Genomic DNA, 26,384 nt, shown 5'->3' on the forward strand with positions numbered 1-26,384 from the left:
CAGATCGGCGCGGCGCGCGCACCGGGGGGCTCAGAGGTCGGTGATGCGGACTTCGCGCGGGTCGCTGTAGAGATCGACCACCCGGCAGTCGCCGCACATCTTCAGCCGCTCGGCCGCGGCGCCCTGGAAGGCGGCATGGCCGGCCAGCTTGGCGACCATGTTCTCGATGGCCTTGAGCGTGCCGAAGGGCTTGCTGCAACGCACGCAGCGGAAGGGCTCCTGGGCATGCAGCACGCGCGGCTCGCGGCGCGCGCGGCCGGCCTCGGCCAGCAGCAGGCGCGGCTGCAGGGCCAGGGCCTGCTCGGGGCAGGTGCCGACGCACAGGCCGCACTGCACGCAGTTCTTCTCGATGAATCGCAGCTCGGGCCGCTCGGGGTTGTCGACCAGGGCCGAGGCCGGGCAGGCACCGACGCAGGCCATGCAGAGCGTGCAGCGGCCGGTGTCGATCGCCACAGCGCCCCAGGGCGAGGCCGAGCCCGGCACCGAGGGCAGGGGCAGCGCCGCCGGCAGCGCGGCGGCCTGCGGCGCATGCGCCAGCAGATGGTCGAGCACCAGCTCAAGCTGGGCGCGCTTGTCGCTGCCGGCCGCGAAGACGGCAGGCGCCAGCGCCGGGCGCAGGCCCTCGGCCAGGGCGGCATGCAGGCCGGCTTCCAGCTCGGCCTCGGGCGCCTCGGCGCCGGCCAGGTCGATCAGCCGCAGCGGCGTGCCGGACCAGCCCAGGCCCTGCAGCAGGGCCTGGCCCAGCGCGGCCTGGGCGGCCAGGGCGCGGCGGTAGTCCGGCGCCTCCTCGCCGCTGAGCAGCACCACCACGCCGCGCGCGCCCCAGGCCAGGGCCGAGAGCCACAGCTCCAGCCCGACCGAGGCGCTGTGCCACAGCGCCAGCGGCAGCACCGCCAGCGGCAGGCCGCGGCGGCGCGCGGTGGCGCCGGGCCGTGGCGAGGGGGCCGGGCCGCCGAAGGCCTGCGGCCCGGCCTGGGCCGCGCGGCCCAGGGCCTCGATCGCCTGCCGCCCGCCCTGCTGGCTGTGCAGCAGCAGCAGCGGCCGGCCAGCCGCGGCCTCGCCGCCAGCCTTCAGGTAGCCGCCGATCAGCGTGCGCATGCGGCCGCCCAGCTCGTCCGGGCCGGGGTAGCGGTAGGACAGCGCACCGCTCGGGCAGACCGTCGTGCAGGCGCCGCAGCCCACGCAGAGATGCGGCTCGACCCGGATGCCGCCACGGTCCGGCCCCTCGACCGTCGCGCGGCTCTGGATGGCCTGGGCCGAGCAGACGTCGATGCAGGCCCGGCAGCCCTCGCGCTCGTTGCGGCTGTGCGCGCAGAGCTTGACGCGGTAGTCGAAGAACTTGGGCTTGTCGAACACGCCGACCGCCGACCGCAGCGCGACCACGGCCGCGCTCAGCCGGGCTGCGCCGTCGGCGGCGCGCAGGGGCACATGGTGGTAGCCCTGGGGCGGCTGATGCAGGTCCAGCAGGGACCGGGCGCCGAGGTCCAGCACCAGGTCGAAGCCCTGCTCGCGCGGCGCGGCCTCGCGCTCGAAATCGATCGCGCCGGCCACGCCGCAGGCGCTCAGGCAGGCGCGCTGGCGGTCGCAGCGCGTCATGTCGATGCGGTAGTCCAGGCCGATCGCGCCCTCGGGGCAGGCCGAGACGCAGGCATTGCAGCGGGTGCAGAGGTCCAGGTCGATCGGCGCCTCGTCGCGCCAGCGCAAGGTGAAGGCGCCGAGCCAGCCCTGCAGGGCCTCGATGCGGCCACCGAGCACCGGCACCAGGCGGTCCTGCGGCAGCGGCGCGGCCGGGCCGTCCAGGAAAAGCGTCAGGTCCAGCGCATCGCCCAGCAGGGGCAGCACGCCGGCCAGGTCGGCCGGGGCGCCGATCACCAGGCAGCGGCCGGCCGAGCGGTAGCTGACCTGGGCGACCGGCGGCGGATCGGGCCGCTGGGCCTCGGCAATCAGCGCGGCCAGCTTGGGCGGCAGGGCGGCCGGCCGCTCGCGCGCCTCGGCCGACCAGCCGGCCGTCTCGCGCAGGTTAAGAAAGCGGATCGGCCGCTCGACCAGCGGCGGCGCGCCCTCGGTCTGCGCATGCAGCTCGCTGAAGAGGCGGGCCTCCTGGGTGCAGGCGACCAGCAGCGCGTCCTGGCCCTGGGCCGCCTGCTGGAAGGCGCCGGCCTCGCGGCGGCAGAGCAGGCGGTGGCCGGCCGACAGGCCCTCGGCCGCGTCCTCGCCGGCGGCAAGGCGCAGGGCCTCGCGCAGGGCCGGCGGGTCGATCGGCAGGGTGTCGTTGCAGGAACAGACCAGGGTCTTCATGGCAGGGCGGGCGGCAGGGGCAGCGGGGTCGTCGGGGGCGGCGCAGCCTCGCATGGCGGCTGCGGGGTGACCAGCGGGTTCGGCCCGGGGGCGGGGGCGGCGCGGGCGCGGGCGGGTTCAGGCCCGGTGTCCGGCCTGGCGTCGGCGGGTTCGGGCTCGGGCTCGGCTTCCGACCCGGCTCGCGCATCGGCTCCCACATCGGCTACCGGCTCGGCTTCCATCTCGGCTACGGCATCGACGTCCGGCTCGGGCGGCTGCCCGGCCGCGCTGCGGGCAGCCTGGGCCGCGGCGCGGGCTTCGGCCTCGCGCTCCTCGCGGAACAGGCCCAGGGCTTCGCCCTGCTGCAACTGCCGCAGCATGGCCGGCGGGATGGGGTCGGGCTTGCCGTAGTCGTCGATGTAGATGTCGAGCCCGTCCATCACATTGAAGTGCGGATCGGCGAAGAGCGTCTTCAGCGCGGCGCGCTTGACCGCCTCATCCACGCCCGGCCGCACGAAGCGCTCGACCGCTTCGCCGGGCCGCAGGCGGGCGGCATCGTCCAGCGTCGGCGGGGGGGGCTCGGCCGCGGGGGGCGGCACGACCCCGGGCGGTGGCTCGGTGCGGTGCGGCGCGGCATGGCGGGGCGGCTCGGCCGCCAGGGCGGCGGGCGGCCCGGCGGTAGGCCCGGCAGCAGGGGGCGGCTCGGCCGGCAGCGTGTCGGCCGGCCCGCGGGCCTGGCCCTTGCGGCGCGACCAGCGTGCGAAGAAGCCGTCCTCGGCATCAGCGCCCATGGCCGCTCAGCCGCGCGCCTCGGGCGGCAGGAAGGACTGCGGCCGGCGGCGCTTGCGCGGCTCGGGCTGGTGATGGACCTCGGTGTAGGCCTGCAAGGCGTCGCGCCAGTCGGGCGGCAGCGGGCAGTTGTCGACCCGCTCCTGCGCATCCAGCCAGCGCCCGGCCACGTGGTAGGACAGGCTCACCGCCTCGGGCCAAGCCCGCGAGGGATCATCCTCGTCGATCCGCCACATCACGAAGACCACCGGCGTGCCGCTGCTGAGATTGAGGTGATAGCCCTCGGCCTCATCGGGGAAAAGCTCGATGCGCAGCCCCGGGTGCAGGAAGCGCGCGACCTTGCCATCGTCGTGCAGGCAACGGGCCGCGGTGCCGAAGGCCGGCTGCATGGCCAGCACCTCGTCGATGCGGAAGCGCCAGTCCTCCCAGCGGTTGGGCGCGGCCTCGCGCGCCATGACCACGGCGACCTCGATCGCCGGGCGCTCGCGGGCGGCCGGCGCGTCCATCAGCTCGTCTTGCTGACGGAGATGGTCGGGAACTTGGTCGAGTAGTCCTTGGACTTCTCGGCAATCTTCACCGCCACTTGGCGGGCCACGCCCTTATAGAGCGCGGCGATCTCGCCATCGGGCTCGCTGATCAGCGTCGGCCGGCCGGCATCGGCCTGTTCGCGGATGCTGCGGTTCAGCGGCAGGCTGCCGAGGTGGGCCACACCGTATTCGGCGGCCATGTGCTTGCCGCCATCGGCGCCGAAGATGGCCTCGCTGTGGCCGCAGTTCGGGCAGCAGTAGACGGCCATGTTCTCGACGACGCCGAGGATGGGCACGCCGACCTTCTCGAACATCTTCAGGCCCTTGCGGGCGTCAAGCAGGGCGATGTCCTGCGGCGTGGTGACGATGACCGCGCCCGTCACCGGCACGCGCTGGCTGAGCGTGAGCTGGATGTCGCCGGTGCCGGGCGGCATGTCGACGATCAGGTAGTCCAGGTCCTGCCAGTTGGTCTGGCGCAGCATCTGCTCCAGGGCCTGGGTGGCCATGGGGCCGCGCCACACCATGGGGTTGTCGGCCTCGACCAGGAAGCCGATCGACATGAGCTGCAGGCCGTGGCTCTCCAACGGCTCCATGGTCTTGCCGTCGGCCGACTCGGGCCGCGCCGTCAGGCCCATCATCATCGGCAGGCTGGGGCCGTAGATGTCGGCATCCAGCAGGCCCACACGGGCGCCCTCGGCGGCCAGGGCCAGGGCCAGGTTGACGGCCGTCGTGCTCTTGCCCACGCCGCCCTTGCCCGAGGCCACGGCAACGATGTTCTTCACCCCCGGCAGCAACTGCACGCCGCGCTGCACGGCATGCGCGGTGATGCGGCTGCTCAGGTTCACGCTGACGTTCTCCACGCCCGGCAGCGTGCGCACCGCGGCGATCAGGGCCTTGCGCAGCGGGGGAATCTGGCTCTTGGCCGGGTAGCCCAGCTCGACGTCGAAGGCGATGTCTCCGCCGTCGACCTTCAGGTTCTTGACCGTGCGGGTGCTGACGAAGTCCTTGCCGGTGTTGGGGTCGGAGACGGTCTGGAGCGCCGCGAGGACGGCGGCATCGGTGAGCGACATGGCGGGCAATCAGGCTAGGAACAGGCGTGCCGAAGCAGGGGCACCGAGTCTAGCCTGCGACCCGCGGGCCCGAGCCCCCGCAGGGCGCGAGGCGGCCACCGCCCGCCGCCTAAACTTGCGGGCTTGCCCGCAGCCCCGGCCGGCGCCCTCCCGGACGCCCGCACACCATGCCCCGCCAGCTCTTCGTCACCACCGCCCTGCCCTATGCCAACGGGCATTTCCACATCGGCCACATCATGGAGTACATCCAGGCCGACATCTGGGTGCGCTTCCAGCGCATGCAGGGCCATGAGGTGCACTTCGTCTGCGCCGACGACGCGCATGGCGCGCCGATCATGATCGCCGCCGAGAAGGCCGGCCTGACGCCGCAGGCCTTCGTGGCCAACATCGCCGCCGGCCGCAAGCCCTACCTCGACGGCTTCCACATCGCCTTCGACCACTGGCACAGCACCGACGCGCCGGAAAACCACGCGCTGGCCCAGTCCATCTACCGCGCGCTGCGCGAGAACGGCCTGATCGAGACCCGCACGATCGAGCAGTTCTTCGACCCCGAGAAGGGCATGTTCCTGCCCGACCGCTTCATCAAGGGCGAGTGCCCCAAATGCGGCGCGGCCGACCAGTACGGCGACAACTGCGAGGCCTGCGGCGCCGTCTATGCGCCCACCGATCTGAAGAAGCCCTACTCCGCCCTGTCGGGCGCGACGCCGGTGCTGCGCAGCAGCGAGCACTTCTTCTTCAGGCTGTCCGACCCGCGCTGCGTCGCCTTCCTCGAAAGCTGGACCCAGGACGGCCGCCTGCAGCCCGAAGTGGCCAACAAGGTCAAGGAATGGTTCAAGCGCGACGAGGACGGCAAGGTCGGCCTGGGCGACTGGGACATCAGCCGCGACGCGCCCTATTTCGGCATCGAGATTCCCGATGCGCCGGGCAAGTACTTTTATGTCTGGCTTGATGCCCCGGTGGGCTACTTGGCCTCGCTGCAGGCTCATCTGGCGAGCCTGGGCCGCGACCTGGACAGCTACCTCGCCCAGCCCGGGCTGGAGCAGGTGCACTTCATCGGCAAGGACATCGTCACCTTCCACACCCTGTTCTGGCCGGCGATGCTGAAGTTCAGCGGCCGCAAGGTGCCCGACGCGGTGCATGTGCACGGCTTCCTCACCGTCAACAACGGCGAGAAGATGAGCAAGAGCCGCGGCACCGGCCTGGACCCGCTCAAGTACCTGAAGCTCGGCCTGAACCCCGAGTGGCTGCGCTACTACCTGGCCGCCAAGCTCAGCGGCCGGGTGGAAGACGTGGACTTCAACCGCGAGGACTTCGTCGCCCGCGTCAACAGCGACCTGGTCGGCAAGTACATCAACATCGCGAGCCGGGCGGCGGGCTTCCTGGTCAAGCGCTTCGACGGCCGCCTTGCCGACACCCTTGACGCGGAAGGCGCTGCGGTGGTGGCCGCCCTGCGCGAGGCCGCGCCCGAGCTGGCCCGCCTCTATGACGGCCGCGACACCGGCAAGGCCCTGCGCGAGGTCATGCTGCTCGCCGACCGCGTGAATGCCTATGTCGATGCCAACAAGCCCTGGGAGCTGGCCAAGCAGGACGGCCAGGACGCGCGCCTGCATGCCGTCTGCTCGACCTGCATCGAGGCTTTCCGCCTGCTGAGCCTCTACCTGAAACCGGTGCTGCCGGCCCTGGCCGCGCAGGTCGAGGCCTTCCTGCAGGTCGGGCCGCTGCAGTGGGCGCAGGCCGGGCAGTCGCTCGCCGGCCACCGCATCGGCAGCTACAGCCACCTGATGCAGCGCGTCGATCCCAAGCTGCTCGACGCCCTGTTCGAAGCCCCGCCGGCCGCCGCCGAGCCGACGCCGGCCGCTGCCCCCGCGCCGGGGGCCGACGACCCCAACCGCCCCGGCGGCGAGGCCATCGCCGAAACCATCACGATCGAGGACTTCGCCAAGATCGACCTGCGCATCGCGAAGATCGTCGACGCGCAGGCCGTGGCCGGCAGCAAGAAGCTGCTCCAGCTCACGCTGGACGTGGGCGAGGGCCGCACCCGCAATGTCTTCAGCGGCATCGCCAGCGTGCACAAGCCCGAAGACCTGGTCGGCCGCCTGACGGTGATGGTGGCCAACCTCGCGCCGCGGCAGATGAAGTTCGGCCTGAGCGAAGGCATGGTGCTGGCCGCCAGCCATGCCGACGAGAAGGCCCGCCCCGGCATCCACCTGCTCGCGCCCGACAGCGGGGCCACGCCGGGCCTGCGCATCCATTGAACCGGGCCGATCCCGCGGGGCCGGGGCGCGGCCTTCAGGCGCGGCTGCACCGGCCGATGGGCTGTCGATGACCCCCGACGCCCCCTCCCCTGCCCCCGCCGCGCGACCGCTGCCGCGCCTGCGCCTGGCGCGCTTCCGGCCGCGCCTGCTCGACACCCTGCCCGGCTACACCCGCCAGCAGGCCCTGGGCGACCTGGGTGCGGGCCTCACCGTCGGCGTGATGGCCTTGCCGCTGGCCCTGGCCTTCGCGATCGCCTCGGGCGTCAGCCCCCAGGCCGGCCTGTTCACCGCCATCGTCGGCGGCCTGCTGATCTCGGCCCTGGGCGGTTCGAACGTGCAGGTGGGCGGGCCGGCGGGCGCCTTCATCGTCATCGTCTACGGCATCGTCGAGCGCTACGGCCTGGCCAATCTGCTCGTCTCCACCCTGCTGGCGGGCGGGCTGATGGTGCTGATGGGCCTGCTGCGCCTGGGCGGCCTGGTGCGCTATGTGCCGATCAGCATCGTGATCGGCTTCACCAATGGCATCGCGGTGTTGATCGCGCTGTCGCAGCTCAAGGACCTGCTGGGCCTGGACCTGGGTCGCCTGCCGGCCGATGCCTTCTCGCAGCTCCGCGCGCTGGCGGGCGGTCTCGGGGACACGGACCCGAGCACCCTGGCCCTGGGCCTGGCCTGCCTGGGCCTGATCGTCGGCTGGCCCCGCATGGTGGGCCTCGCCCGGCGCGCGCAGCCCACGCTCGGCAGCGGCCTGGGCCTGGTGCCGGCGCAGATGGTCGCGCTGCTGCTCGGCAGCCTGGCCGCAGCCGGCCTGGCCCTGCCGGTGGAGACCATCGGCAGCCGCTTCGGCGGCATCCCCGACCACCTGCCGACCTTGCAGTGGCCGGCGCTGAGCTGGGCCGGCGCGCGCGACCTGGTCATCCCCACACTCACGCTGGCCCTGCTCGGCGCGGTCGAGGCCCTGCTCTGCGCCCGCATCGCCGACCAGCTCGCCCCCGAGCTGCCGCGCCACGATCCCAACCAGGAGCTGATGGCCCAGGGCGTGGCCAATATGGTGGTGCCTTTGGTCGGCGGCATTCCCGCCACCGGCACCATCGCCCGCACGATGACGAATGTGCGGGCCGGCGCGACGACACCGGTCGCCGGCATCGTCCACGCCCTGGCGCTGCTGCTGGTGGTGCTGGTGGCCGCGCCGCTGGCCGAGGATGTGCCGCTGGCGGTGCTGGCCGCCATCACCTTCATGACCGCGGTCCGCCTGGGCGAATGGCACGAGTTCGCGCGGCTGCGGCAGTTCGCGCCGGGCTACCGGGTGATCCTGCTCAGCACCTTCGTGCTGACGGTGGTCTTCGACCTGATGGTGGCGGTGGAAGTCGGCCTGGTGCTGGCCTGCGTCTTCTTCATCTGGCGCATGGCTGCGCTGTTCGAGGTGCAGCTCGCGCCCGAACCCGCACCGGGCGTGGCGCTGCGGCGGCTGTACGGCGCCCTGTTCTTTGGTGCCAGCGGCAAGCTGGAGGACCTGCCCGAGCAACTGCCGCCGGGCTGCCGGGTGCTGGTGCTGGACTTGCAGCGCCTGATCGCGCTGGACAGCAGCGGCCTGGCCGTGCTGGTGCAGCTCGGCCGCGACCTGGCGCGGCGCGGCATCGCGCTGTGGCTGGTCGAGGCCCATCCCCAGCCGGCCCTGCTGATGCAGCGCGGCGGCCTGCTGGACGAACTGGGCCCCGAGCGCCTGCAAGCCGACCTGGCCGCCGTGCTGGCCCGGCTGGACGAGCCGCTGCCGGGCGCGACCCCGCCCCGGTCGACCGGGCCCTGAGCCTCAGGCCCAGGGCGGCGGCACCTTGCGGAAGCGCTGGAGGCAGGCGCCGGCCTCGGCCAGCACCTGGGCGCGGCGCGGCTGCAACCAGCCCAGCGCGAACCAGCCCTCGGCCTGGCCGGCCTCGGCCGCCGCACGGGCCTGGGCGGTGGCGACGCAGACATCGTTGAACAGGCCGAGCGCCTCCTGCGCGGCGCGCAGCGGCTTCAGGTAGGCGGCCAGCGCCTTGCGGCTGTAGAGGTCGGCGCACAGCTCCACGCTGTAGCGCTGGCGCTTGAGCGCCTTGCGCAGGGCATGGCGGGCCTCGTCATCGAGCGTGTCGAAGGCCTTGGCCTCGCGCACCAGGCGCCGTTGCCAGCGGGCGAGCCGGGCGCCGGCCTGGGCGCGGGCGCCGGGGTCGGGCGCGGGGTCGGCCGCGCCGGAGGGCAGGGGCGGCGGGGCGGCCTCAGCCGCGGCCAGGGCGGGATCGACCGCACGAAGCGCATCCGCCATGTCGGCGGCGGGCGCCTTGCGGGACGGGGCGGCCGGGGCCGCGGGGCGTGAACGCTCGCGGGTCCAGTCCGCCAGCATGGGCGCGATGCGCTCGGCCGGCAGCGCGCTCTGCGCCAGCAGCAGCAGCAGGGCCTGCTGGGCCGGGGCGGCACGCAGCTCGGCGACGGGATCGGGCACCGCCTCGGCCGGCAGCCCACGGGCCAGGAAGCCCGCGGGCGGCTCGGCCAGGCCCTGGGCCTGCGCCCAGGCGGCCGCCAGCTCGGCGCCCAGGCCCTCGCCCAGGGCATCGGCATCGCGGGCTGCGCCCAGGCGGCGGAAGAGTTCGGCCAGGGCCGGCCCGGCGGCGATCGGCGCGACCCCGGGCCAGCCGGCGCGCAGCTTGTCGAGCGAGCGCAGCCGGCGCAGGCCGACGCGCAACTGGTGCAGGGATTCGGCGCCGGCCACGCCGCCGCATAGCTCGCCCGCATTGCGCAGCACCTGCGCGGCGACGTTGTCGAGCGCGGCTTCGGCCAGGGTGGAGGCCTCGGCCCCGCGCGGCAGCTTCAGCGCCTGCGCGCCGAAGGCCGGGCCGGGCTGGCCGGGGCCGCCGCCGCGGCGCAGGCGCTCGCCGCGCTCGGCCTTGCTGCGCGGCTCCAGCCACAGGCCGCGGGCCGTCCAGCGGCGGGCGGCCTCGAACACGGCGCGGGGCGAGCCGCTGATCAGCTCGATCTCCAGCTCACAGACCGGCCAGATGCGCCAGCCGCCGGCGCCGTCGGGGGCGCGCAGCTCGCCCTCGTCCAGGCTGAACTCGACCGTGCCGTGGCGCAGGCGCTGGCGGCGGCTGCGGCGCTGGATGTCGGTCACGAAACCCTCGACCAGGCGCACCGCCGCCGGGCCCTGCGCGCGCGCGGCCTCGTCGAGCAGGGCGAGCAGGCTTTCGCCCACCGCCTGGCCGGCATGGCGCTGGGGGTCCACGCCCGGCTGGCCGCCGCCGGGCAGGGCCGGCAGCGGCACGTTGTGCTCGCCGCGCACCAGGGCGTGGGCGGCGCCGCACTTGAGCGTCTGCACCCATTGCCGGCCTTCCTTGCGCAGGCGCAAGGCCATGGCATGGCGGGCCAGAAGGCGGTCGGGCGTGTCGAGGTAGACGGCCTTCAGGCTCTGGGCGCTGCCGCCGTCCTCGCGCAGGAAGGCGCGCACCGTCTCGCGGGCGGCCGGCGGAATTTGCAGGCGCAGCTCGATCTCGACCGGCTCGGGCACGGCCCGGGATGCCGCCCGCGGCGCAGCCGCCGGCCCGCGCCGGGCCGGGCCGGGCGGCGGCTCGGTCGCCGGTGCCGGGGCGGGCGGAAGGTCGGGCAAGGGAGGGGTGAATGCACGGGCCATGGGCGGAATCTTCCCATCGTCGGGCCGCCCGGGGGCGGCGCGGGGACGCGGGGCCTAAAATTCGGGACAACCCCAGGCCGGGATCCGGCCGCCGCAAGGAATCGCCATGCCGCTCTTCTGGAAGCCCTACCAGTCCGACACCACCCAGTTCATCAGCGAACTGAAGAAGGCCGATCCGGCCCTGGAAAGCCGCCAGCGCGAAGGCCGCGCCCTGCTCTGGGACCAGCCGGTGGACCGCGCCGCCCAGGCCGAATGGCGCGCCGCCCGCGTGCCGCAGCAGGCCTACGTCTATCACAGCAAGACCTGAGCCGCGCATGCACACGGCCGGCGAGCTCGCCGGGCCGGGCTCGGCCCTGCCGCCGGACGCCCTGCCGCAGACCGTCGACCAGGTCGCTGCGGTCGCCCGGCTGTATGGCGAGCCGCTGTTCGCGCTGCCGACCGATCTCTACATCCCGCCCGATGCGCTGGAGGTCTTCCTCGAAGCCTTCCAGGGCCCGCTGGACCTGCTGCTCTACCTGATCCGGCGGCAGAACTTCAACATCCTCGACATCCCGATGGCGGATGTCACGCGGCAGTACCTCGGCTATGTCGAGGCGATCCGCAAGCGCAACCTCGAACTCGCCGCCGAATACCTGCTGATGGCGGCGATGCTGATCGAGATCAAGTCGCGCATGCTGCTGCCGCCGCGCAAGGTCGAGGGCCAGGCCGAGGCCGAGGACCCGCGCGCCGAGCTGGTCCGCCGCCTGCTCGAATACGAGCAGATGAAGCTGGCTGCCGCCGAGCTGGGCCGCCTGCCGCTGCTGGGGCGCGACTTCTGGCGCGCGCAGGCGCACATCGACACCACGGTCGAGCTGCGCCAGCCCGAGGTGCGGCCTGAGGACCTGCGCGAGGCCTGGACCGAGATCCTCAAGCGCGCCCGCCTGAACCAGCATCACAAGATCAGCCGCGAGCAGCTCTCGGTGCGCGAGCACATGAGCATCGTGCTCAAGCGCTTGCAGGGCCAGCGCTATGTCGAGTTCGAGCACCTGTTCGAGGTCGAACGCGGCCCGGCCGTGCTGGTCGTGACCTTCATCGCCATGCTCGAACTCGCCCGCGAGCGCCTGATCGAGCTGACCCAGGCCGAGGCCTACGCGCCGATCTACGTCCGCCTGGCCTACCAGCCGGTCTGAACGCCCCCGCCCGGCGGCGCCGCAGCCGGCGCGCTTCCTAGAATCCGCCCCCCGGTGCCGATGGCGCCCCGCCCCCTCCGATGAGCAGCCACCCCAGCCCCACCGCCGCCGCCGAACGCCCCGCGCTGACCCTGCCGCGGCTGCGCGACATGGCCGCGCGCGGCGAGAAGATCGCGATGCTGACCTGCTACGACGCCAGCTTCGCCGGCCTGCTGGATGCGGCCGGCGTCGACTGCCTGCTGGTCGGCGATTCGCTGGGCATGGTGCTGCAGGGCCACGACAGCACGGCGCCGGTCACGCTCGACGAAGTCGCGTACCACACCCGCTGCGTGGCCCGCGGCCGGCGCAGCGCCTTCCTGATCGCCGACCTGCCCTTCGGCAGCTACCACGAGGGCCCCGACCAGGCCATGCGCAGCGCCACCGCGCTGACGCAGGCCGGCGCGCAGATGGTCAAGCTCGAAGGCGGCGGCTGGACGGCCGAGACCGTGCGCTTCCTGGTCGAGCGCGGCGTGCCCGTCTGCGGCCACCTCGGCCTGACGCCGCAGAGCGTGCATGCCCTGGGCGGCTACCGCATCCAGGGCCGCGACGAGGCGGGGGCGGCCACGCTCTGCCGCCATGCCCGCGAGCTGGCCGAGGCCGGCGCCGCCATGCTGGTGCTGGAGCTGATGCCCTCGGCCACCGCGCGCAGCGTGGTGGGCGCCTGCCCGGGCCTGATCACCATCGGCATCGGCGCGGGGGGCGGCACCGCCGGCCAGGTGCTGGTGCTGCACGACATGCTGCAAATCAGCCGCGGCCGCCTGCCGCGCTTCGTGCGCAATTTCATGGACGGCAGCGACTCGATCGAGCACGCGCTGCGCCGCTACGTGGCCGCCGTGCGCGACGGCAGCTTCCCCGACGAAGCCCGGCACAGCTACTGAGCGCCTGCCGGGCCGGGCAGTGCCCAGCCCGTTCCCCTGCCTGAATCTCCGATGTCCGACCTCCCGCTGCCCCTGCTGAGCACCCTGCCCGCCCTGCGCGCGGCCCTGGCCGGCCCGCTGCGGCCGGTCTTCGTGCCGACCATGGGCAATCTGCACGAAGGCCACCTGGCCCTGATCCGCCAGGCCCGCGAGGCTGCGGCCGACGCGGGCCGGGCCGTGGTGGCCAGCATCTTCGTGAACCGCCTGCAGTTCGGGCCGAACGAGGATTTCGACCGCTACCCGCGCACGCTGGAACGCGATGTCGAGCTGCTGGCCGGTGCCGGCTGTGACCTGGTCTTCGCGCCCGACGAAGCCGCGCTCTACCCCGAGCCCCAGCTCTACACCGTGCAGCCGCCGGCCGCGCTGGCCGACATCCTGGAAGGCGCTTTCCGGCCCGGCTTCTTCACCGGCGTGGCCACGGTGGTGATGAAGCTCTTCCAGTGCGTCCAGCCGCATGCCGCCGTCTTCGGCCAGAAGGACTACCAGCAACTGCGCGTGCTGCAGGGCATGGTGCGGCAGTTCGCGCTGCCGATCGAGGTGCTGGCCGGGCCCACGGTGCGGGCGGCCGACGGCCTGGCGCTCAGCTCGCGCAATGGCTACCTCGATGCCGCCGAGCGTGCCGAGGCGCCGCAACTCCAGGCCGCGCTGCATGCCCTGGCCGCCGCCTGGCGCGCCGGCCCGCGCACGGCCGACCGCCGCGAGGCGCTGGAGGCCGAAGCCACCGCCGCCCTGCGCGCCCGCGGCTGGCAGCCCGACTACCTCAGCCTGCGCCGCCGCGACGACCTGCAGCCCGTCGCGGGCGACACGCCGGCCGTGGCCCTGGCCGCCGCGCGGCTGGGCCGCACCCGGCTGATCGACAACCTGGAAGTCTGAGCCCCGCGCTCAGGCGGCGCCGAGGCGTCGGGCCTGCAAGGCGGCCCCGGTCCAGGCCGCGCCGATCAGCAGCGGCAGCAAAACCGTGCTGGCCGCATGGGCCTCGGCGGCGGCCTCGATCAGGCCGGCGGCGATCCAGGGATCGAGCCCCGCCGGCAGCCCGCCCTCGCGCCAGCCGCCGGGCGCCAGGGCCGCGCCGCTGCCGGCCAGCAGCAGGGTGTCGAGCAGGGCCAGGCCGGCCAGGCCGCGCGGCCCGCCGCGCAGGCGCAGCAGGGCCGCAGCCAGGCCCAGCAGCAGGGCCAGCGCCAGGCCGGTGCCGAGAGCGGCATGCCAGGGCCCGAGCGGCAGGGCCTGCGGCCACCACGCGGGCGCGGCCCAGGCGCCGGGCCAGGCCGGCAGGCCCTCGTCGAGCAGGACCCCGAGTCCGGCGACCCCGGCCGCGAGCAGGCCGCCCAGCAGCAGCAGCCCGCCCACCCAGGCGCAGCGCGGCGATGGCAGCGCGGCCATCAGTGGGCCCAGCCCTTGCGCTCCAGGGTTTGCGGGTGGAAGTAGGCCTCGTGGTAGCGGCCCTCCTTGTCGACACCCTTGACCTCGTAGCAGCCGTCGTCGATCTCGATCTTGCGCAGGCGCCAGCCCTCGGCGCTCAGCTTCTGGACCAGCTCGGCCAGCGGCTTCCAGCCGGTTTCGGGGCCGGCTTGGCAGCGGTCGCCGCTGGCGAAAGCGGGGGCGGCTAGGCCCAGGGTGGCGGCCAGGGCAAGGGCCTTCAAGCGGGGCAGGCGAGGGAACATGGTGAACTCCTTCAAGGGGGGGTTAAGAGGGCTTCGGGGCGGGCGGGCCATCTGGCCCCCGGCGCTTCGAGGCATGGACCGCATGGTCGGCTGCGGACTTGAACCCGACCTGAACGGCGCCGGCCTGCGGTTCAGAATCGGTTCAGTCCCGACCGGCACCCTCACCCGCCCTGCCCCGCGTCTCCGCGCACCCACCCCATGCACCTGCTGCTGCTCGAAGACGACATCGACCTCGGCCAGGCCGTGCTCGACCACCTCGAAGCCGCCGGCCATGCCGTGCAGTGGATGAAGCTGATCGCCCAGGCCGAGGCCCGGCTGGCTGGCGAGGCGGCGATCGAGCTGGCCCTCTTCGACCTGCAACTGCCCGACGGCGATGCGACCGAGCTGCTGCGCCGCCGCCGTGCGGCCGGCGACCGCCGGCCGGTCATCGTGCTCACCGCGCGCGACCAGATCAGCGACCGCATCCGCGGTTTGCAGGCCGGCGCCGACGACTACCTGGTCAAGCCCTTCGACCTCGACGAGCTGCTGGCCCGCATCGAGGCTGTGGCCCGGCGCAGCGGCAGCGTCGCGCCGCCGACACTGCAGGCCGATGCGCTGAAGCTGGACTTCGCCGCCGGCCGGGCCTGGCGCGGCGGCGAGGAGGTGCTGCTGACTGCCATGGAATGGGCCCTGCTCGCTCGCCTGGCGAGCCGGCCCGGCCAGCTCTGGAGCCGCAGCGCGCTGGAACAGGCCGTCTACACCCAGGCCGGGCGCGGCGAGGCCGACAGCAACTCGGTGGAGGTGCTGATCAGCCGCCTGCGCCGCAAGCTCGGCGCCGAGACCATCCGCACCCAGCGCGGCCTGGGTTACCGCTTCGAGGCCGGCGCATGAGCAGGCCCGATGCCGCGCCGCCCTCCCCCGGCCCGGCGCGCCCCTGGCGGCTGGAGCAACGCCTGCGCCGCCGCTTGCTGGGCGGCCTCGCCGCCGCTTGGCTGCTGGCCGCGGCGCTGGCGGGCGGCGGCGCGGCCCATGAGCTGCACAAGCTGCGCGACGAGGCGCTGGAAGACCAGGCGCGCCGCCTGCTCAGCCTACCCCTGGCCTGGGACCGCCCCGCGCCGCGGGTCGAGGACGACCAGGAGGGCGAGATCGCCCTGCAGCTTTTCGACCCGCAGGGGCGGATGCTGTGGCGCTCCGAGGAAGCCCCGGCCGCCGCGCTGGCCGCGCTGGACCGGCGCGGCCAGCGCTGGGCGGGGCGCTGGCGGGTGCATGTGGAGGTGGAGCGCCGGGGCGGCCGGGTGGCGGTGGCGGCGGAGCCCCTGGAGGAAAGGGCGCAGGCCATCCTCCCCGCCCTGGTCTGGCTGCTGGCGCCCCTGCTGGCCCTGCTGCCCCTGCTGGCCTGGGGCCTGCACCGCAGCCTGCGCCAGGGCTTTGCCAGCCTCGCCCCGGCACGCGCCGCGCTGGCCCGGCGTGACGGCCATGACCTCTCGCCGCTCGCCAGCGACCCGGCCCTGCGCGGGCCCGACGGTGCGTCCACCCTGCCGCAGGAGCTGGCGCCCCTGGTCGAGGCGGTGGACGCGCTGCTCGGGCGGCTCGGCCGCCTGCTCGGCGCCGAGCGCCAGTTCGCCGCCGCCAGCGCGCACGAGCTGCGCACCCCGCTGGCCGCCGCCCAGGCCCAGCTCAAGCGCCTGCAAGTTGAGCTGGCAGACGCGCTGCCGGCCGGCCATGCCAGCCAGGCCCGCGCCGCCACGCTGGCGCGGCAGCTTCAGCGCCTGGGCGAGCTGGGCGCCAAGCTGCTGCAGCTTGCGCGGGTGGATGCCGGCGTCGGCCTGGCGCGCGAGCCGGTGGCGCTCGACGAGCTGGCCCTGCTGGTGCTGGACGAATTCATGCAGGCCGGCCTGCTGCCGGCCGGCTCGGCGGACGAAGCCGCGGATGCCCCCGCCGCCCCGCCCGGCTGGACGCTGGCGCTGCAGCCGCTGACGGTGCACGGCGACCTGGATGCCCTGGGCATCGCGCTGCGCAACCTGATCGAGAACAGCCTGCGCCACGGCGGGCCGGGCGTCGCGCGGCGGCTCAGCGTGCAGCGGCAGGACGGCCAGGTCGCGCTGGTCCTGGAGGACGAGGGCCCGGGCGTGCCGGGCGAGATGCTGGCGCGCCTGCGCCGCCCCTTCGAGCGCGCCGACCGGCAGGCCGAAGGCAGCGGCCTGGGCCTGGCCATCGTCGAGGCGGTGGCGCGGCAGTCGGGCGGCGAGCTCCTGCTGGCCTCGCCGCTGGCACCGGGCCGGCCGGGCTTTCGCGCGACGCTGCGGCTGCCGGCGGGAGCCTCCGCCGCTCAGACCTTGTAGAAGCCGCGGTACCAGTCGACGAAGCGCTGCACGCCCTCGCGCAGCGGGGTGGCCGGCGCATAGCCGACGTCGGCCTGCAGGCCGCGGGTGTCGGCCGCGGTGTCGGGCACGTCGCCGGGCTGCATGGGGGCCAGCTCGCGGATCGCCGGCTTGCCGATGGCGGCCTCCAGGGCATCGATGAAATCGACCAGGGCGACCGGCGCGCTCGCGCCCAGGTTGTAGACCCGCCAGGGCGCATTGCTGCGGGCCGGATCGGGGGCGGCGCTGTTCCAGGCCGGGTCGGGCGCGGCGGGCTGGTCGCTGGCGCGCAGCAGGCCTTCGACGATGTCCTCGACGAAGGTGAAGTCGCGGCTGTGGCGGCCGTGGTTGAAAAGCTGGATCGGCCGGCCTTCCAGGATCGCGCGGGTGAAGAGGAAAGGCGCCATGTCCGGCCGGCCCCAGGGGCCGTAGACGGTGAAGAAGCGCAGGCCGGTGGTCGGCAGCCGGTAGAGGTGGCTGTAGGCATGGGCCATCAGCTCGTTGGCGCGCTTGGTGGCGGCGTAGAACTGCAGCGGATGGTCGGCGGCGACATGCTCGCTGGAAGGCAGCGCGGTGCTGGCGCCGTAGACCGAGCTGGTCGAGGCATAGCTGAGGTGGCCCACCCCGTGGTGGCGGCAGGCCTCCAGCAGGTTCACGAAGCCGCTGATGTTGCTTTCCACATAGGCGCGCGGGTTCTGCAGCGAATAGCGCACGCCGGCCTGGGCGGCCAGGTTGATCACCCGCTCGATGCGGTGCTGGGCGAAGACGGCATCCACCGCCGCCGCATCGGCCAGGTTGGCGCGCACATCGCGGTAGAAGCCGCCGCTGCGATCCGCCACGGCCTGCAGCGCGACCAGGCGGGCCTGCTTGAGTGCGGGGTCGTAGTAGTCGTTCAGGTTGTCCAAGCCGATCACGCCCTCGCCGCGTTCGAGCAGGCGGCAGGCGGTGTGGAAGCCGATGAAGCCGGCATGGCCGGTGACGAGGTGCAGCATGGCCCGGAGATCCTGGAGGGCAGAGGGCGGGGCCGGGATCGGCCCGGGGCGGGGATCAAGTGTCGCTGCCTGCCCGGGCGGGGCATCGCGCGATCAGGCCGGTGCGGCGGGGGCTGGCGCGATCCAGCCCGTGCTGCGGGCGCGGGCGCGATCAAGCCGCGGGCTGCGCCCCGGCCGGCCGCTGGCGGCGCTCGGCGGCCAGCACCGCCGCGCCGGGCAGGGCCTGGGCCAGGGCCGCCAGGCCGTAGAGCAGGCCGATGCCCAGGGCCAGCGGCGCGGGCACGCCGAAGGCACCCAGGGCCAGCACGGCTGCGGCCTCGCGGCTGCCCCAGCCGCCAAAGCTGATCGGCAGGGTGGACATCAGGAAGATCGGCAGCGCGACCAGGGCCCAGGTCCAGGCCGGCAGGGTCACGCCCAGGGCCAGGCCGGCGCAGGCCAGGGTGCCGACCGAGAAGAGCTGCACCCCCAGCGAAGCCAGCAGTTGCAGGGCGAGCTGGCCGCGGGCGCCCGGCCGCCGGGCCAGGGCGCGCAGGGCCTGGGCGCGCGAGGGCAGCGCGGGCGGGGCCGCCTCGGGGCCGTCCGATGCGGGCGAAGCCGGACCGGCGGAGCCGGCGGCCGGAGACCGGGCGGTCAGGGCCAGCGGGGCCAGGGTGCAGGCCAGGACCAGGCCGGCGCAGGCCGCTGCCAAGCCGGCCGCCGGCAGGGCGCGCAGGGCCGCCTGCGGGCCGGTCGGCAGCAGCGCCGCCAGGGGGTCGAGCAAGGCCGCGGGCTCGGCGCCCAGCAGGGCCAGGGCGGCTCCGGCCAGGGCCAGCACGCCGAGCATCCACAGGCCGGCCCCTCGGTCGACCAGCACCGAGAGCCCGGCCGCGGCCCAGCCCAGGCCGTGGGCTCGCAGGGCCTGGGCGCGGTAGAGGTCGCCACCCACCACGGCACCCGGCAGCAGCGCATTCAGCGCGATGCCGCCGGCATAGCGGGCCACCGCCCAGCCCGGTGTGACGCAGGCGCCGAGCCAGCGCGCCAAGGCCCACCAGCGCAAGGCCGACAGCAGATTGGCCAGCACCGCGCTGCCCAGGCCCAGCAGCAGCCAAGCCGGATCGGCGCCGGCCAGGCTGCGCCGCAGGGCGGCCGTGTCGACCAGGGCCAGCAGGCCCGCCAACACGCACAGCCCCAGGGCCAGGCGCAAGAGGACGGGGCCCTTGCGGCGGGTCGACGCACCGGCCGACCGTCCGGGCGGCAAGGCGGGCGCGGCCCCGCTCACGCCCGCCGGGCCGCGCCGTCCATCCGCACATGGGCCTGCGGACGCCCGCCGGCCTCGTGGTAAATGCGGGTCAGCATCTCGCCGACCAGGCCGGCGACGATGAGCTGCACGCCGATCAGGCTGAGCAGCATGCCGGTCATCAGCAGCGGCCGGCCGCCGATGTCCTGCCCCAGCAGCTTGAGCACGCCCAGGTGGCCGAGCATGCCCAGGCCGGGCGTCAGCAGCCACAGGCCGAGGCCGCCGAAGGCATACAACGGCCGCTGGCGGTAGCGCATGAAGAAGACGATCAGCACCAGGTCGAGGATGACGCGGAAGGTGCGGTCGATGCCGTACTTGCTGACGCCGCGGGTGCGCGCATGGTGGCGCACCGGCACCTCGGCGATGCGCGCGCCGGCGTCCTTGGCGAGCGAGGGAATGAAGCGGTGCAGCTCGCCGTAGAGCCGGATGCGGTCGATGATTTCGCGCCGGTAGGCCTTGAGCGCGCAGCCGTAGTCGTGCAGGTGCACGCCGGTGGCGCGCGAGATCAGCGCATTGGCGATGCGGCTGGGCAGCTTGCGCGAGATCTCGGCGTCCTGCCGGTTACGGCGCCAGCCGGAGATCATGTCGACGCTGTCGTCGGCGTCCAGGCGGTCGAGCATCGCCGGGATGTCGAGCGGGTCGTTCTGCAGGTCGCCGTCGAGCGTGACCACATAGCGGCCGCGCACGCGGTCGAAGCCGGCCTGCAGGGCGCTGCTCTGGCCGTAGTTGCGCGCCAGCACCACCGGCACCAGCCAGGGCCGGCGGGCGGCTTCCTCGCGCAGCAGGGCGGCGCTGGCGTCGCGCGAGCCGTCGTCGACCAGGATCAGCTCGAAGCGGCGACCGGTCGGGGCCAGGGCCTCGCCGACGCGGCGGATCAGCTCGGGCAGGTTCTCGGCCTCGTTGTAGACGGGGATGACGATCGACACCTCGGGCGCGGCGGCCTCCGCCGACGCAGGCACAGCCACCTCGGCCAGGGGCAGCGGCTCGGAAGCGAAGACGAAATGGGTGAAGGCGTTCATCGTCGGACGGGACAAGGCGCGGTGGACCGGCCGGCGACCTAGTGTTCGGGCCGTCGATGAAGCGAACATGAAGAAAGGGCGACGCTGTCGCGAGGCCACCTCGACCGGGCTGGCCTTCATGCCCGCTTCATCCAGCTCCGGCATAAGCCGGGCCGATGCACGCCCCTGCCTCCTCCCATGACCCGACGGCTGCGCGCCAGGCCTGGGCCCTGGCCCTGGGCCTGGCCCTGCTGTACTTCGGCGCGCAGGTGCTGACCCGCCTGGCCGCCTCGCCCGCGCTGGAGCTGGACGAAGCCGAGCAGGCGCTGTGGACCCAGTCCTGGGCCTGGGGCCACGGCCCGCAGCCGCCGCTCTACACCTGGCTGCAGCAGCTCGTCTTCCTGTTGACCGGCCCCTCGCTGCTGGGCCTGAGCCTGCTCAAGAACCTGCTGCTGGCCACCACCTACCTGGCGCTGTGGCGGGCCGGGCTGAAGCTGATGCCGGCGCCGCTGGCCGCCACGACGGCGCTGATGCCGCTGCTGATGCTGCAGATCGGCTGGGAATCGCAGCGCGACCTGACCCACTCGGTGCTGGTCACCACCGTGGCGGCACTGACGGTGCTGGCCAGCCTGCGCCTGCTGGAGGCGCCGCAGCGCCTGGGCCGCTGGGCGCTGCTGGGCCTGCTGGTCGGCGCGGGCCTGCTGTCCAAGTACAGCTATGCCGGTTTCGCGCTGGCCTGGTTTGCGGCGCTGGCCTGGCTGCCGGCGGGCCGCGCCGCCCTGCGCCAGTGGGGGGCCTGGGCTGGTCTGCTGCTGGCTGCCGGCCTGGCCGGCGCACTGCTGGCGCCGCACGGCCTGTGGCTGCTGGACCATGGCGAGGCGGCCCGCGCCCATGCCGCCGGCAAGCTGGCCGGCGCGGCGGCGCCGGATGCGCTTGCCCGGCTGCTGGGCATGGGCCGCGGCCTGCTCGGCGCGCTGCTCGCGGCCGTGGCAGGGCTGATGCCGCTGGGCCTGGTGCTGCTGCTGGTGCTGGGCCCGCGCGGCCTGCGCAGCGCTTGGCAGGCGCCGGTGGCCGAGGCCACCGCCCGCAGCCAGCGCGCCCTGGCGCGCGCGCTCGGCGGCCTCTACCTGCTGACGATGGCCCTGTTCTTCGCGGCCCTGGTGATCCTGGGCGGCGCGACGCAGTTCAAGGAACGCTGGCTGATGCCCTTCCTGCTGCCGCTGCCGCTGCTCTTCTTCGCTTCGCTGCCTGCCCTGCAAGGCCATCCCCGGCGGCGCTGGCTGCACCGCCTGGCGGCGCTGGCCGCCGTGATCTGGCTGGCCGGCATCGGCCTGCGCACCTGGGTGGCCGGCGAACGCAACCGCCCGGACGAGCTGAACGAGCCGCTGGCCGCCCTGGTGCAGGGCCTGCACGCAGCGGGCGCGGTGCCGGCCGGGCCCTTCACCGTGATCAGCAGCGACCGCGTGCTGGCCGGCGGCCTGCGCCTGGCGCTGCCGCAGGCGCGGGTCGAAGTGCGGCGACCGGACGAGCCGCCGGCTGCGCTGCCGGCCGGGCCGTTGCTCTGGGTCGGGCGCGGGGCGGATGTGAAAGCGGCCTCGGCCGCCCTGCCCCAGGGCCTGCCGCCCCGGCAGCACTGGACCCTGCCCGTGCATCCGCGCGGGCCGGGCCGGGTCAGCTACGCCGCCGCCTGGCGCGATGCTGGAGCAGGCCCAGGGCCGTGAGCAGGCCCAGGCCCAGCTCCAGCGACTCCTCGATCGCCGCATTGAGCGGCGGCAGCCAGACCGGCGCCACCCAGCCGTGCCCGTCGACCAGCACATTGACCGTGCTGTCGATGGGCTTGACCAGGGCCAGGGTGATGAGGAAGGTGAGGGCCGTCACCGCGGCCGGGTGCCCGCTGCGCAGGCCCTGGCGCACCCGCGGCAGGCCGCGGCGCAGCAGGTAGGCAACGCTGCCCAGCACCGGCAGCAGCACGGCAGCCGAGGCCAGCTTCTGGTGCAGGGGGTAGGGGCCGGACCAGAAGCGGGACTTGAGCATGCTGAGGTCGGTGTAGGCCTTGTGCCAGTCCAGCTCGCGCATTGCGAAAGCCAGCATCACCACGGCGATCGCGGCAAAGAGCGCAGCCGGCTCTTCGCGGTCGCGCAGCATCCAGGCCAGCACGGCGGTCAGGGCATAGGCCAGGGCCGTGCCAGCCTCGAAAGGGCCCTGCTCGCTCATCAGCTCGCGCACCTGCTCGTTGGGCAGCAGGGCCCAGCAGGCCAGGCCCAGGCCGATCACCCCGGCCATCAGCGCTGGGGCCGCGCCACGGCGCTGAAGAAGGGGCTGGTCCATGCCTCAGGCCGCCAGGTGAACGCGGACGAACTTGCGCTTGCCGACCTGCACGACGGCGGAGAAACCGGCCTCGAACTTCAGGCCCTTGTCGCTGACGACCGTGCCGTCCAGGCGCACGCCGCCGCCGTCGATCAGACGGTTGGCCTCGCTGCTCGAAGGCGCAAGGCCGGCGGCCTTGAGCAGGGCGGCCAGGCCCAGCGGCGCGCCGCCCAGGCTCAGCTCGGGCACCTCGTCGGGAATGCCGCCGCGGGCGCGGTGGTGGAAGTCCTGCAGCGCGGCCTCGGCCGCCGCGGCGCTGTGGAAGCGGGTGGTGATCTCGGTGGCCAGCAGGACCTTGGCGTCCTTGGGGTTGCGGCCGGCCTCGACCTCGGCCTTGAGCGCGGCGATCTCGGCCTCGCTGCGCAGGCTCAGCAGGGTGAAGTACTTCCACATCAGCGCGTCGCTGATCGAGAGCAGCTTGGCGAACATGGTGTTCGCCGGCTCGGTGATGCCGATGTAGTTGTTCTTGGACTTGGACATCTTCTCGACGCCGTCCAGGCCTTCGAGCAGCGGCATGGTCAGGATGCACTGCGGCTCCTGGCCGAACTCCTGCTGCAGCGCGCGGCCGACGAGGAGGTTGAACTTCTGGTCGGTGCCGCCGAGTTCCAGGTCGCTCTTGAGCGCGACCGAGTCGTAGCCCTGCAGCAGGGGGTAGAGGAACTCGTGCACGCTGATCGGCACGCCGCCCTGGAAGCGCTTGGTGAAGTCGTCGCGCTCCATCATGCGGGCGACGGTGTAGCGGCTGGCGAGCTGGATCAGGCCGCGCGTGCCCAGCGGATCGCACCACTCGCTGTTGTAGCGGACCTCGGTGCGCGCCGGGTCCAGCACCAGGCTGGCCTGGGCGTAGTAGGTCTCGGCATTGGCGCGGATCTGCTCGGCCGACAGCGGCGGCCGCGTGCTGTTGCGGCCCGAAGGGTCGCCGATGGCGGCGGTGAAGTCGCCGATCAAGAAGATGACGGTGTGGCCCAGGTCCTGCAACTGCCGCAGCTTGTTCAGCACCACGGTGTGGCCGAGGTGGATGTCGGGCGCGGTCGGGTCCAGGCCCAGCTTGATGCGCAGCGGCTGGCCGCTGGCCTCGGCGCGCTGGAGCTTCTTCAGCCAGTCCTCGCGCGGCAGCAGCTCTTCGCAACCGCGCAGGGTCTGGGCCAGGGCATGCTGCACAGCGTCGCTGGGGGGCAGGGGCGCGGCGGGTTGGGAAGCTGACATGAGGAAAACAGGCCTTCAGGAACAGGGGATCGACTGGGGGTAAACCACAGGAACCCCCAGAGGGGTGCCGGTACACTCCAGCCCCGCGCAGACGCCGGATTCTAGGCAGCCGCCGTCATCGCCCTGCCACGAACCGGACCGGACCCGATCCGGCCCGTTCTGCGCCCCGACTGTCCTCACCAAGCCGACCACCGGCTGCAGGCATCTGCCTTGCTTGCGAACGGTGTCATGCCCAAGCCGGAACCCTCCTGGTGAACCTCGAATTTCAATTGATGCGTGCGGGTCGGGCCCTTGAAGCCGCACTGGGCCGCCACCGCCGCCGGGTCACGGCCGCCGTGATCGTCCTGCTGACCGGCAGCGCCGTCACCGCCTTCGGCGTGGCGCCGCTGGTGCCTGATGCGGCTGAACTGCCGCAGCGCCTGGTCCAGCAAGACCTGCCGGGCGATGCCGCGCTGCAAGAGCAGTTGCTCGCGCTGGACGAGCACAGCCTGGCCCTCTATCGCAGCGACCTGAGCCGTGCGGGCGACACCGTGGATTCGCTGCTCAAGCGCCTGGGCGTGGACGATCCGGAAGCCGCGCGCTTCCTGCGCACCGACCCGGCCGGCCGCGAAGTGCTTGCCGGCCGGCCCGGCAAGATGGTGCAGGTGCTGGCCGAGGGCGGCCGCATGATCTCGCTGACCCTGCGCTCGCCCTCGCCGCTGGACGAGCGGGCCAGCACCCACTTCCACCGGCTGGAGATCAAGCGCCTGGCGGGCGGCGGCTTCACCGCCCGCACCGCGGAAGTGCCGTATGCGGTGCAGACCCGCCTCAGCTCGGGCACGATCGTCAGCTCGCTTTACGCCGCGGCCGACGACGCCAAGCTGCCCGACGCCGTCACCAACCAGCTTGCCGAGCTGTTCGGTGCCGACATCGACTTCCGCCGCGAGCTGCGCCGCGGCGACACCTTCTCCGTGCTCTACGAAGGCCTGATGGCCGACGGCGAGCCGGTGGCCTGGGCCCAGGGCGCCGGCCGCGTGCTGGCGGCGCGCTTCGAGAACGGTGGCGAGGTCCATGAGGCCATCTGGTTCCAGGAACCCGGCAAGCGCGGCGCTTACTTCGACCCCAAGGGCCGCAGCAAGAACCGCATGTTCCTGGGCTCGCCGCTGGCTTTCTCGCGCGTGACCTCGGGCTTCGCGATGCGCATGCACCCGATCAGCGGCCGCTGGAGCCAGCACAAGGGCGTCGATTACGGTGCGCCGACCGGCACACCGGTGCGCTCGGTCGGCGAAGGCGTGGTGTCCTTCGCGGGCCGTCAGAACGGCTACGGCAACATCGTGATGATTCGCCATGCGGGCGGTCACGAGACCCGCTACGCCCACCTCAGCCGCATTTCAGTACGCCAGGGGTCGCGGGTCGAGCAAGGCCAGCTCATCGGCGCCGTCGGCGCCACCGGCTGGGCCACCGGCCCGCACCTGCACTTCGAATTCCTCGTCGGCGGCGCCCAGGTCGATCCGGTCCGCATGGCCCGCGCCTCGGCACCAGTCACGCTGTCGGAAGCCGCTCGCGCCAGCTTCGCGCAGAGCGCGCGCTCGGCCAGCCTGCAACTCAGCGCGGCGGCCGGTTCCGCCAACCAGGGCGAGCGCTTCGAGTGAGCGCCCTCGCGGCGGCGGTCCCGGGGGACCGCCGCCCGTCTGACCCGCCCGGCCCCCTGAATCGGCCTTCCATGCTGACGCTGGGCCTGATGTCCGGCACCTCGACCGACGGGGTGGACGGCGCCTTGGTCGACTGGCATCCCGGCGGCATGCCAGGTTGGGGTCGCGTTCTGGCTTGCGCGCACCGGCCGCTGCCGGCCCCGCTGCGGGCCGAGCTGCTGGCCCTGAACCATCCGGGGCATGACGAACTGCACCGCGCCAGCCTTGCCGCCCAGGGCTTGATGGCCGTCTGCGCCGAGGTGGTTGAGGCCGTGCTGGCCGCCTCCGGCCAGGCTGCGGCGGCCATCGCCGCGCTGGGCTTGCACGGCCAGACGGTGCGGCACCGGCCGGATCCGGCCGACGGCGGCTACACCCTGCAACTGGCCGCGCCAGCCCGCCTGGCCGAGCGCTGCGGCATCGCGGTGATCGCCGATTTCCGCAGTCGCGACATCGCCGCCGGAGGCCAAGGCGCACCGCTGGTGCCGGCCTTCCATCAAGCCCTGTGGGCCCAGCCCGGGCAGGATGTGGCGGTGCTGAACCTCGGCGGCATCGCCAACCTCAGCCTGCTGCCCGCGCAGGGCGCGGTGACCGGCTTCGACACCGGACCGGCCAATGTGCTGATGGACCTCTGGATCGCCCGCCAGCGCGGCCTGGCCCACGATGCCGACGGTGCCTGGGCCGCCAGCGGCCGGGTGCTGCCCGCCCTGCTGGCCCGCGGCCTGGCCGATCCCTACTTCGCCCGGCCCGCGCCCAAGAGCACCGGCCGCGACCACTTCCATGCCGACTGGCTGGCCCGCTGGCTGGACGGCGACGGTGCAGCCGCCCCGGAAGACGTGCAGGCCACCCTGCTTGCGCTGACGGTGCAGTCCATCGCCCAGGCCCTGCAGGCCTGGCGGCCCGGCGCGGCGCCCGGTGGCGCGCCACGGCCGCTGATCGTCTGCGGCGGCGGGGCCTTCAACGGCGCGCTGCTGCGCGGCCTGCAAGCCGCCCTGCCCGACTGGGCGGTGGCGAGCAGCGCCGCGCACGGCCTGCCGCCGCAGTGGGTCGAGGCCACCGCCTTCGCCTGGCTGGCTCGGGCCCACTTGCTGGGCGAGCCCGGCAACCTGCCGGCCGTCACCGGCGCACGCGGGCCGCGCATCCTTGGCGCCTGCTACCCGGTCTGATCGGGCCCTCGGCG

Annotated in this window: 23 protein-coding genes; 11 read left to right on the forward strand and 12 right to left on the reverse strand. The window is 74.0% G+C overall.

What is annotated here, in order from left to right:
- Positions 1-30: 30 nt before the first annotated feature.
- From JI742_RS12755 to apbC, 4 genes are read right to left on the reverse strand one after another with little or no spacing between them, the layout of a single operon-like run.
- Entirely contained in the window at positions 31-2,298 is a 2,268-nt protein-coding gene (locus JI742_RS12755; RefSeq protein WP_201827443.1) for a 4Fe-4S binding protein, read from the reverse strand.
- On the reverse strand, positions 2,295-3,068 hold the full coding sequence (locus tag JI742_RS12760; RefSeq protein WP_201827445.1) for a DUF3306 domain-containing protein: 774 nt from the start codon (positions 3,066-3,068) through the stop codon (positions 2,295-2,297). Before JI742_RS12760 ends, JI742_RS12755 begins: the two co-directional genes overlap by 4 nt.
- Before the next feature lie 6 nt (positions 3,069-3,074).
- Complete coding sequence (locus tag JI742_RS12765) at positions 3,075-3,572, reverse strand: DUF3305 domain-containing protein (RefSeq protein ID WP_201827447.1); 498 nt, start codon at positions 3,570-3,572, stop codon at positions 3,075-3,077.
- The gene (gene apbC, locus JI742_RS12770; protein WP_201827450.1) at positions 3,572-4,663 is read right to left on the reverse strand and encodes an iron-sulfur cluster carrier protein ApbC; all 1,092 of its coding nucleotides are present in this window, start codon (positions 4,661-4,663) and stop codon (positions 3,572-3,574) included. Before apbC ends, JI742_RS12765 begins: the two co-directional genes overlap by 1 nt.
- 167 nt (positions 4,664-4,830) lie before the next feature.
- On the opposite strand from apbC, the gene metG reads away from it, so the two are divergent.
- Complete coding sequence (metG, locus tag JI742_RS12775) at positions 4,831-6,918, forward strand: methionine--tRNA ligase (RefSeq protein WP_201827452.1); 2,088 nt, start codon at positions 4,831-4,833, stop codon at positions 6,916-6,918.
- Between the two features lie 67 nt (positions 6,919-6,985).
- Positions 6,986-8,722, forward strand: a complete 1,737-nt coding sequence (locus JI742_RS12780) for a SulP family inorganic anion transporter (protein WP_201827454.1) — start codon at positions 6,986-6,988, stop codon at positions 8,720-8,722.
- Positions 8,723-8,725: 3 nt separating this feature from the next.
- Here JI742_RS12780 and JI742_RS12785 read toward each other — a convergent pair whose 3' ends face one another.
- Positions 8,726-10,549, reverse strand: a complete 1,824-nt coding sequence (locus JI742_RS12785; RefSeq protein ID WP_201827456.1) for a CYTH and CHAD domain-containing protein — start codon at positions 10,547-10,549, stop codon at positions 8,726-8,728.
- A gap of 130 nt (positions 10,550-10,679) precedes the next feature.
- Here JI742_RS12785 and JI742_RS12790 point away from each other — a divergent pair, with 130 nt between their 5' ends.
- The 4 genes from JI742_RS12790 (at position 10,680) to panC (ending at position 13,571) form a co-directional block, all read left to right on the forward strand.
- Complete coding sequence (locus tag JI742_RS12790) at positions 10,680-10,880, forward strand: DUF3460 family protein (protein ID WP_201827458.1); 201 nt, start codon at positions 10,680-10,682, stop codon at positions 10,878-10,880.
- A gap of 7 nt (positions 10,881-10,887) precedes the next feature.
- Positions 10,888-11,742: a segregation and condensation protein A gene (locus JI742_RS12795; RefSeq protein ID WP_201827460.1), complete on the forward strand. Its 855-nt coding sequence runs from the start codon at positions 10,888-10,890 to the stop codon at positions 11,740-11,742.
- Positions 11,743-11,822: 80 nt separating this feature from the next.
- Positions 11,823-12,659, forward strand: a complete 837-nt coding sequence (gene panB / locus JI742_RS12800) for a 3-methyl-2-oxobutanoate hydroxymethyltransferase (RefSeq protein ID WP_201827462.1) — start codon at positions 11,823-11,825, stop codon at positions 12,657-12,659.
- Positions 12,660-12,725: 66 nt separating this feature from the next.
- Positions 12,726-13,571 carry a pantoate--beta-alanine ligase gene (panC, locus tag JI742_RS12805; RefSeq protein ID WP_201827986.1) on the forward strand — a complete coding sequence of 282 codons (846 nt, stop codon included), beginning with the start codon at positions 12,726-12,728 and terminating at the stop codon, positions 13,569-13,571.
- A 9-nt stretch (positions 13,572-13,580) separates the two neighbouring features.
- Here panC and JI742_RS12810 read toward each other — a convergent pair whose 3' ends face one another.
- Positions 13,581-14,078, reverse strand: a complete 498-nt coding sequence (locus JI742_RS12810) for a hypothetical protein (RefSeq protein WP_201827465.1) — start codon at positions 14,076-14,078, stop codon at positions 13,581-13,583.
- On the reverse strand, positions 14,078-14,359 hold the full coding sequence (locus tag JI742_RS12815; protein WP_201827467.1) for a PepSY domain-containing protein: 282 nt from the start codon (positions 14,357-14,359) through the stop codon (positions 14,078-14,080). Before JI742_RS12815 ends, JI742_RS12810 begins: the two co-directional genes overlap by 1 nt.
- A gap of 198 nt (positions 14,360-14,557) precedes the next feature.
- On the opposite strand from JI742_RS12815, the gene JI742_RS12820 reads away from it, so the two are divergent.
- Positions 14,558-15,229 (forward strand): response regulator transcription factor, encoded by a 672-nt coding sequence (locus JI742_RS12820; RefSeq protein ID WP_201827469.1) that lies wholly within the window; start codon positions 14,558-14,560, stop codon positions 15,227-15,229.
- Positions 15,226-16,680: a sensor histidine kinase gene (locus tag JI742_RS12825; protein WP_201827472.1), complete on the forward strand. Its 1,455-nt coding sequence runs from the start codon at positions 15,226-15,228 to the stop codon at positions 16,678-16,680. Before JI742_RS12820 ends, JI742_RS12825 begins: the two co-directional genes overlap by 4 nt.
- On the opposite strand, the gene JI742_RS12830 is transcribed toward JI742_RS12825, so the two are convergent.
- The 3 genes from JI742_RS12830 to JI742_RS12840 form a co-directional block, all read right to left on the reverse strand.
- On the reverse strand, positions 16,668-17,690 hold the full coding sequence (locus JI742_RS12830) for an NAD-dependent epimerase (protein ID WP_201827474.1): 1,023 nt from the start codon (positions 17,688-17,690) through the stop codon (positions 16,668-16,670). The genes JI742_RS12825 and JI742_RS12830 overlap by 13 nt on opposite strands.
- A gap of 151 nt (positions 17,691-17,841) precedes the next feature.
- Entirely contained in the window at positions 17,842-18,873 is a 1,032-nt protein-coding gene (locus JI742_RS12835) for a lysylphosphatidylglycerol synthase transmembrane domain-containing protein (RefSeq protein WP_236677025.1), read from the reverse strand.
- Between the two features lie 71 nt (positions 18,874-18,944).
- A complete protein-coding gene (locus JI742_RS12840) occupies positions 18,945-19,985 on the reverse strand; it encodes a glycosyltransferase family 2 protein (RefSeq protein ID WP_201827475.1) in 1,041 nt (346 codons plus the stop codon).
- 155 nt (positions 19,986-20,140) lie between these two features.
- Between JI742_RS12840 and JI742_RS14075 the strand changes: the two genes are divergently transcribed.
- Positions 20,141-21,685: a glycosyltransferase family 39 protein gene (locus JI742_RS14075; RefSeq protein ID WP_201827477.1), complete on the forward strand. Its 1,545-nt coding sequence runs from the start codon at positions 20,141-20,143 to the stop codon at positions 21,683-21,685.
- Here the strand turns inward: JI742_RS14075 and JI742_RS12850 are convergent.
- Positions 21,636-22,292, reverse strand: a complete 657-nt coding sequence (locus tag JI742_RS12850) for a hypothetical protein (protein ID WP_201827479.1) — start codon at positions 22,290-22,292, stop codon at positions 21,636-21,638. The two genes, JI742_RS14075 and JI742_RS12850, sit on opposite strands and share 50 nt — an antisense overlap.
- 3 nt (positions 22,293-22,295) lie before the next feature.
- Positions 22,296-23,537 carry a tyrosine--tRNA ligase gene (gene tyrS / locus JI742_RS12855; RefSeq protein WP_201827481.1) on the reverse strand — a complete coding sequence of 414 codons (1,242 nt, stop codon included), beginning with the start codon at positions 23,535-23,537 and terminating at the stop codon, positions 22,296-22,298.
- Positions 23,538-23,788: 251 nt separating this feature from the next.
- On the opposite strand from tyrS, the gene JI742_RS12860 reads away from it, so the two are divergent.
- Both JI742_RS12860 and JI742_RS12865 read left to right on the forward strand, forming a co-directional pair.
- A complete protein-coding gene (locus tag JI742_RS12860; RefSeq protein WP_350309681.1) occupies positions 23,789-25,168 on the forward strand; it encodes a M23 family metallopeptidase in 1,380 nt (459 codons plus the stop codon).
- 71 nt (positions 25,169-25,239) lie between these two features.
- A complete protein-coding gene (locus tag JI742_RS12865) occupies positions 25,240-26,370 on the forward strand; it encodes an anhydro-N-acetylmuramic acid kinase (RefSeq protein WP_201827485.1) in 1,131 nt (376 codons plus the stop codon).
- Positions 26,371-26,384 lie beyond the last annotated feature (14 nt).

It is taken from the genome of Piscinibacter lacus (genome assembly GCF_016735685.1).
GTDB lineage: Bacteria > Pseudomonadota > Gammaproteobacteria > Burkholderiales > Burkholderiaceae_C > Aquariibacter > Aquariibacter lacus.

What these genes read in the sequence shown, in the direction of transcription:
- metG (WP_201827452.1), top strand. Translation starts at nt 4,831, where the DNA reads ATGCCCCGCCAGCTCTTCGTCACCACCGCCCTGCCCTATGCCAACGGG.
- JI742_RS12810 (WP_201827465.1), bottom strand. Translation starts at nt 14,078, where the DNA reads ATGGCCGCGCTGCCATCGCCGCGCTGCGCCTGGGTGGGCGGGCTGCTG.
- JI742_RS12795 (WP_201827460.1), top strand. Translation starts at nt 10,888, where the DNA reads ATGCACACGGCCGGCGAGCTCGCCGGGCCGGGCTCGGCCCTGCCGCCG.
- JI742_RS12840 (WP_201827475.1), bottom strand. Translation starts at nt 19,985, where the DNA reads ATGAACGCCTTCACCCATTTCGTCTTCGCTTCCGAGCCGCTGCCCCTG.
- JI742_RS12815 (WP_201827467.1), bottom strand. Translation starts at nt 14,359, where the DNA reads ATGTTCCCTCGCCTGCCCCGCTTGAAGGCCCTTGCCCTGGCCGCCACC.
- JI742_RS12780 (WP_201827454.1), top strand. Translation starts at nt 6,986, where the DNA reads ATGACCCCCGACGCCCCCTCCCCTGCCCCCGCCGCGCGACCGCTGCCG.
- JI742_RS12755 (WP_201827443.1), bottom strand. Translation starts at nt 2,298, where the DNA reads ATGAAGACCCTGGTCTGTTCCTGCAACGACACCCTGCCGATCGACCCG.
- tyrS (WP_201827481.1), bottom strand. Translation starts at nt 23,537, where the DNA reads ATGTCAGCTTCCCAACCCGCCGCGCCCCTGCCCCCCAGCGACGCTGTG.
- JI742_RS12850 (WP_201827479.1), bottom strand. Translation starts at nt 22,292, where the DNA reads ATGGACCAGCCCCTTCTTCAGCGCCGTGGCGCGGCCCCAGCGCTGATG.
- panB (WP_201827462.1), top strand. Translation starts at nt 11,823, where the DNA reads ATGAGCAGCCACCCCAGCCCCACCGCCGCCGCCGAACGCCCCGCGCTG.
- JI742_RS14075 (WP_201827477.1), top strand. Translation starts at nt 20,141, where the DNA reads ATGCACGCCCCTGCCTCCTCCCATGACCCGACGGCTGCGCGCCAGGCC.
- JI742_RS12865 (WP_201827485.1), top strand. Translation starts at nt 25,240, where the DNA reads ATGCTGACGCTGGGCCTGATGTCCGGCACCTCGACCGACGGGGTGGAC.
- JI742_RS12790 (WP_201827458.1), top strand. Translation starts at nt 10,680, where the DNA reads ATGCCGCTCTTCTGGAAGCCCTACCAGTCCGACACCACCCAGTTCATC.
- apbC (WP_201827450.1), bottom strand. Translation starts at nt 4,663, where the DNA reads ATGTCGCTCACCGATGCCGCCGTCCTCGCGGCGCTCCAGACCGTCTCC.
- JI742_RS12820 (WP_201827469.1), top strand. Translation starts at nt 14,558, where the DNA reads ATGCACCTGCTGCTGCTCGAAGACGACATCGACCTCGGCCAGGCCGTG.
- JI742_RS12825 (WP_201827472.1), top strand. Translation starts at nt 15,226, where the DNA reads ATGAGCAGGCCCGATGCCGCGCCGCCCTCCCCCGGCCCGGCGCGCCCC.
- JI742_RS12760 (WP_201827445.1), bottom strand. Translation starts at nt 3,068, where the DNA reads ATGGGCGCTGATGCCGAGGACGGCTTCTTCGCACGCTGGTCGCGCCGC.
- JI742_RS12830 (WP_201827474.1), bottom strand. Translation starts at nt 17,690, where the DNA reads ATGCTGCACCTCGTCACCGGCCATGCCGGCTTCATCGGCTTCCACACC.
- JI742_RS12765 (WP_201827447.1), bottom strand. Translation starts at nt 3,572, where the DNA reads ATGGACGCGCCGGCCGCCCGCGAGCGCCCGGCGATCGAGGTCGCCGTG.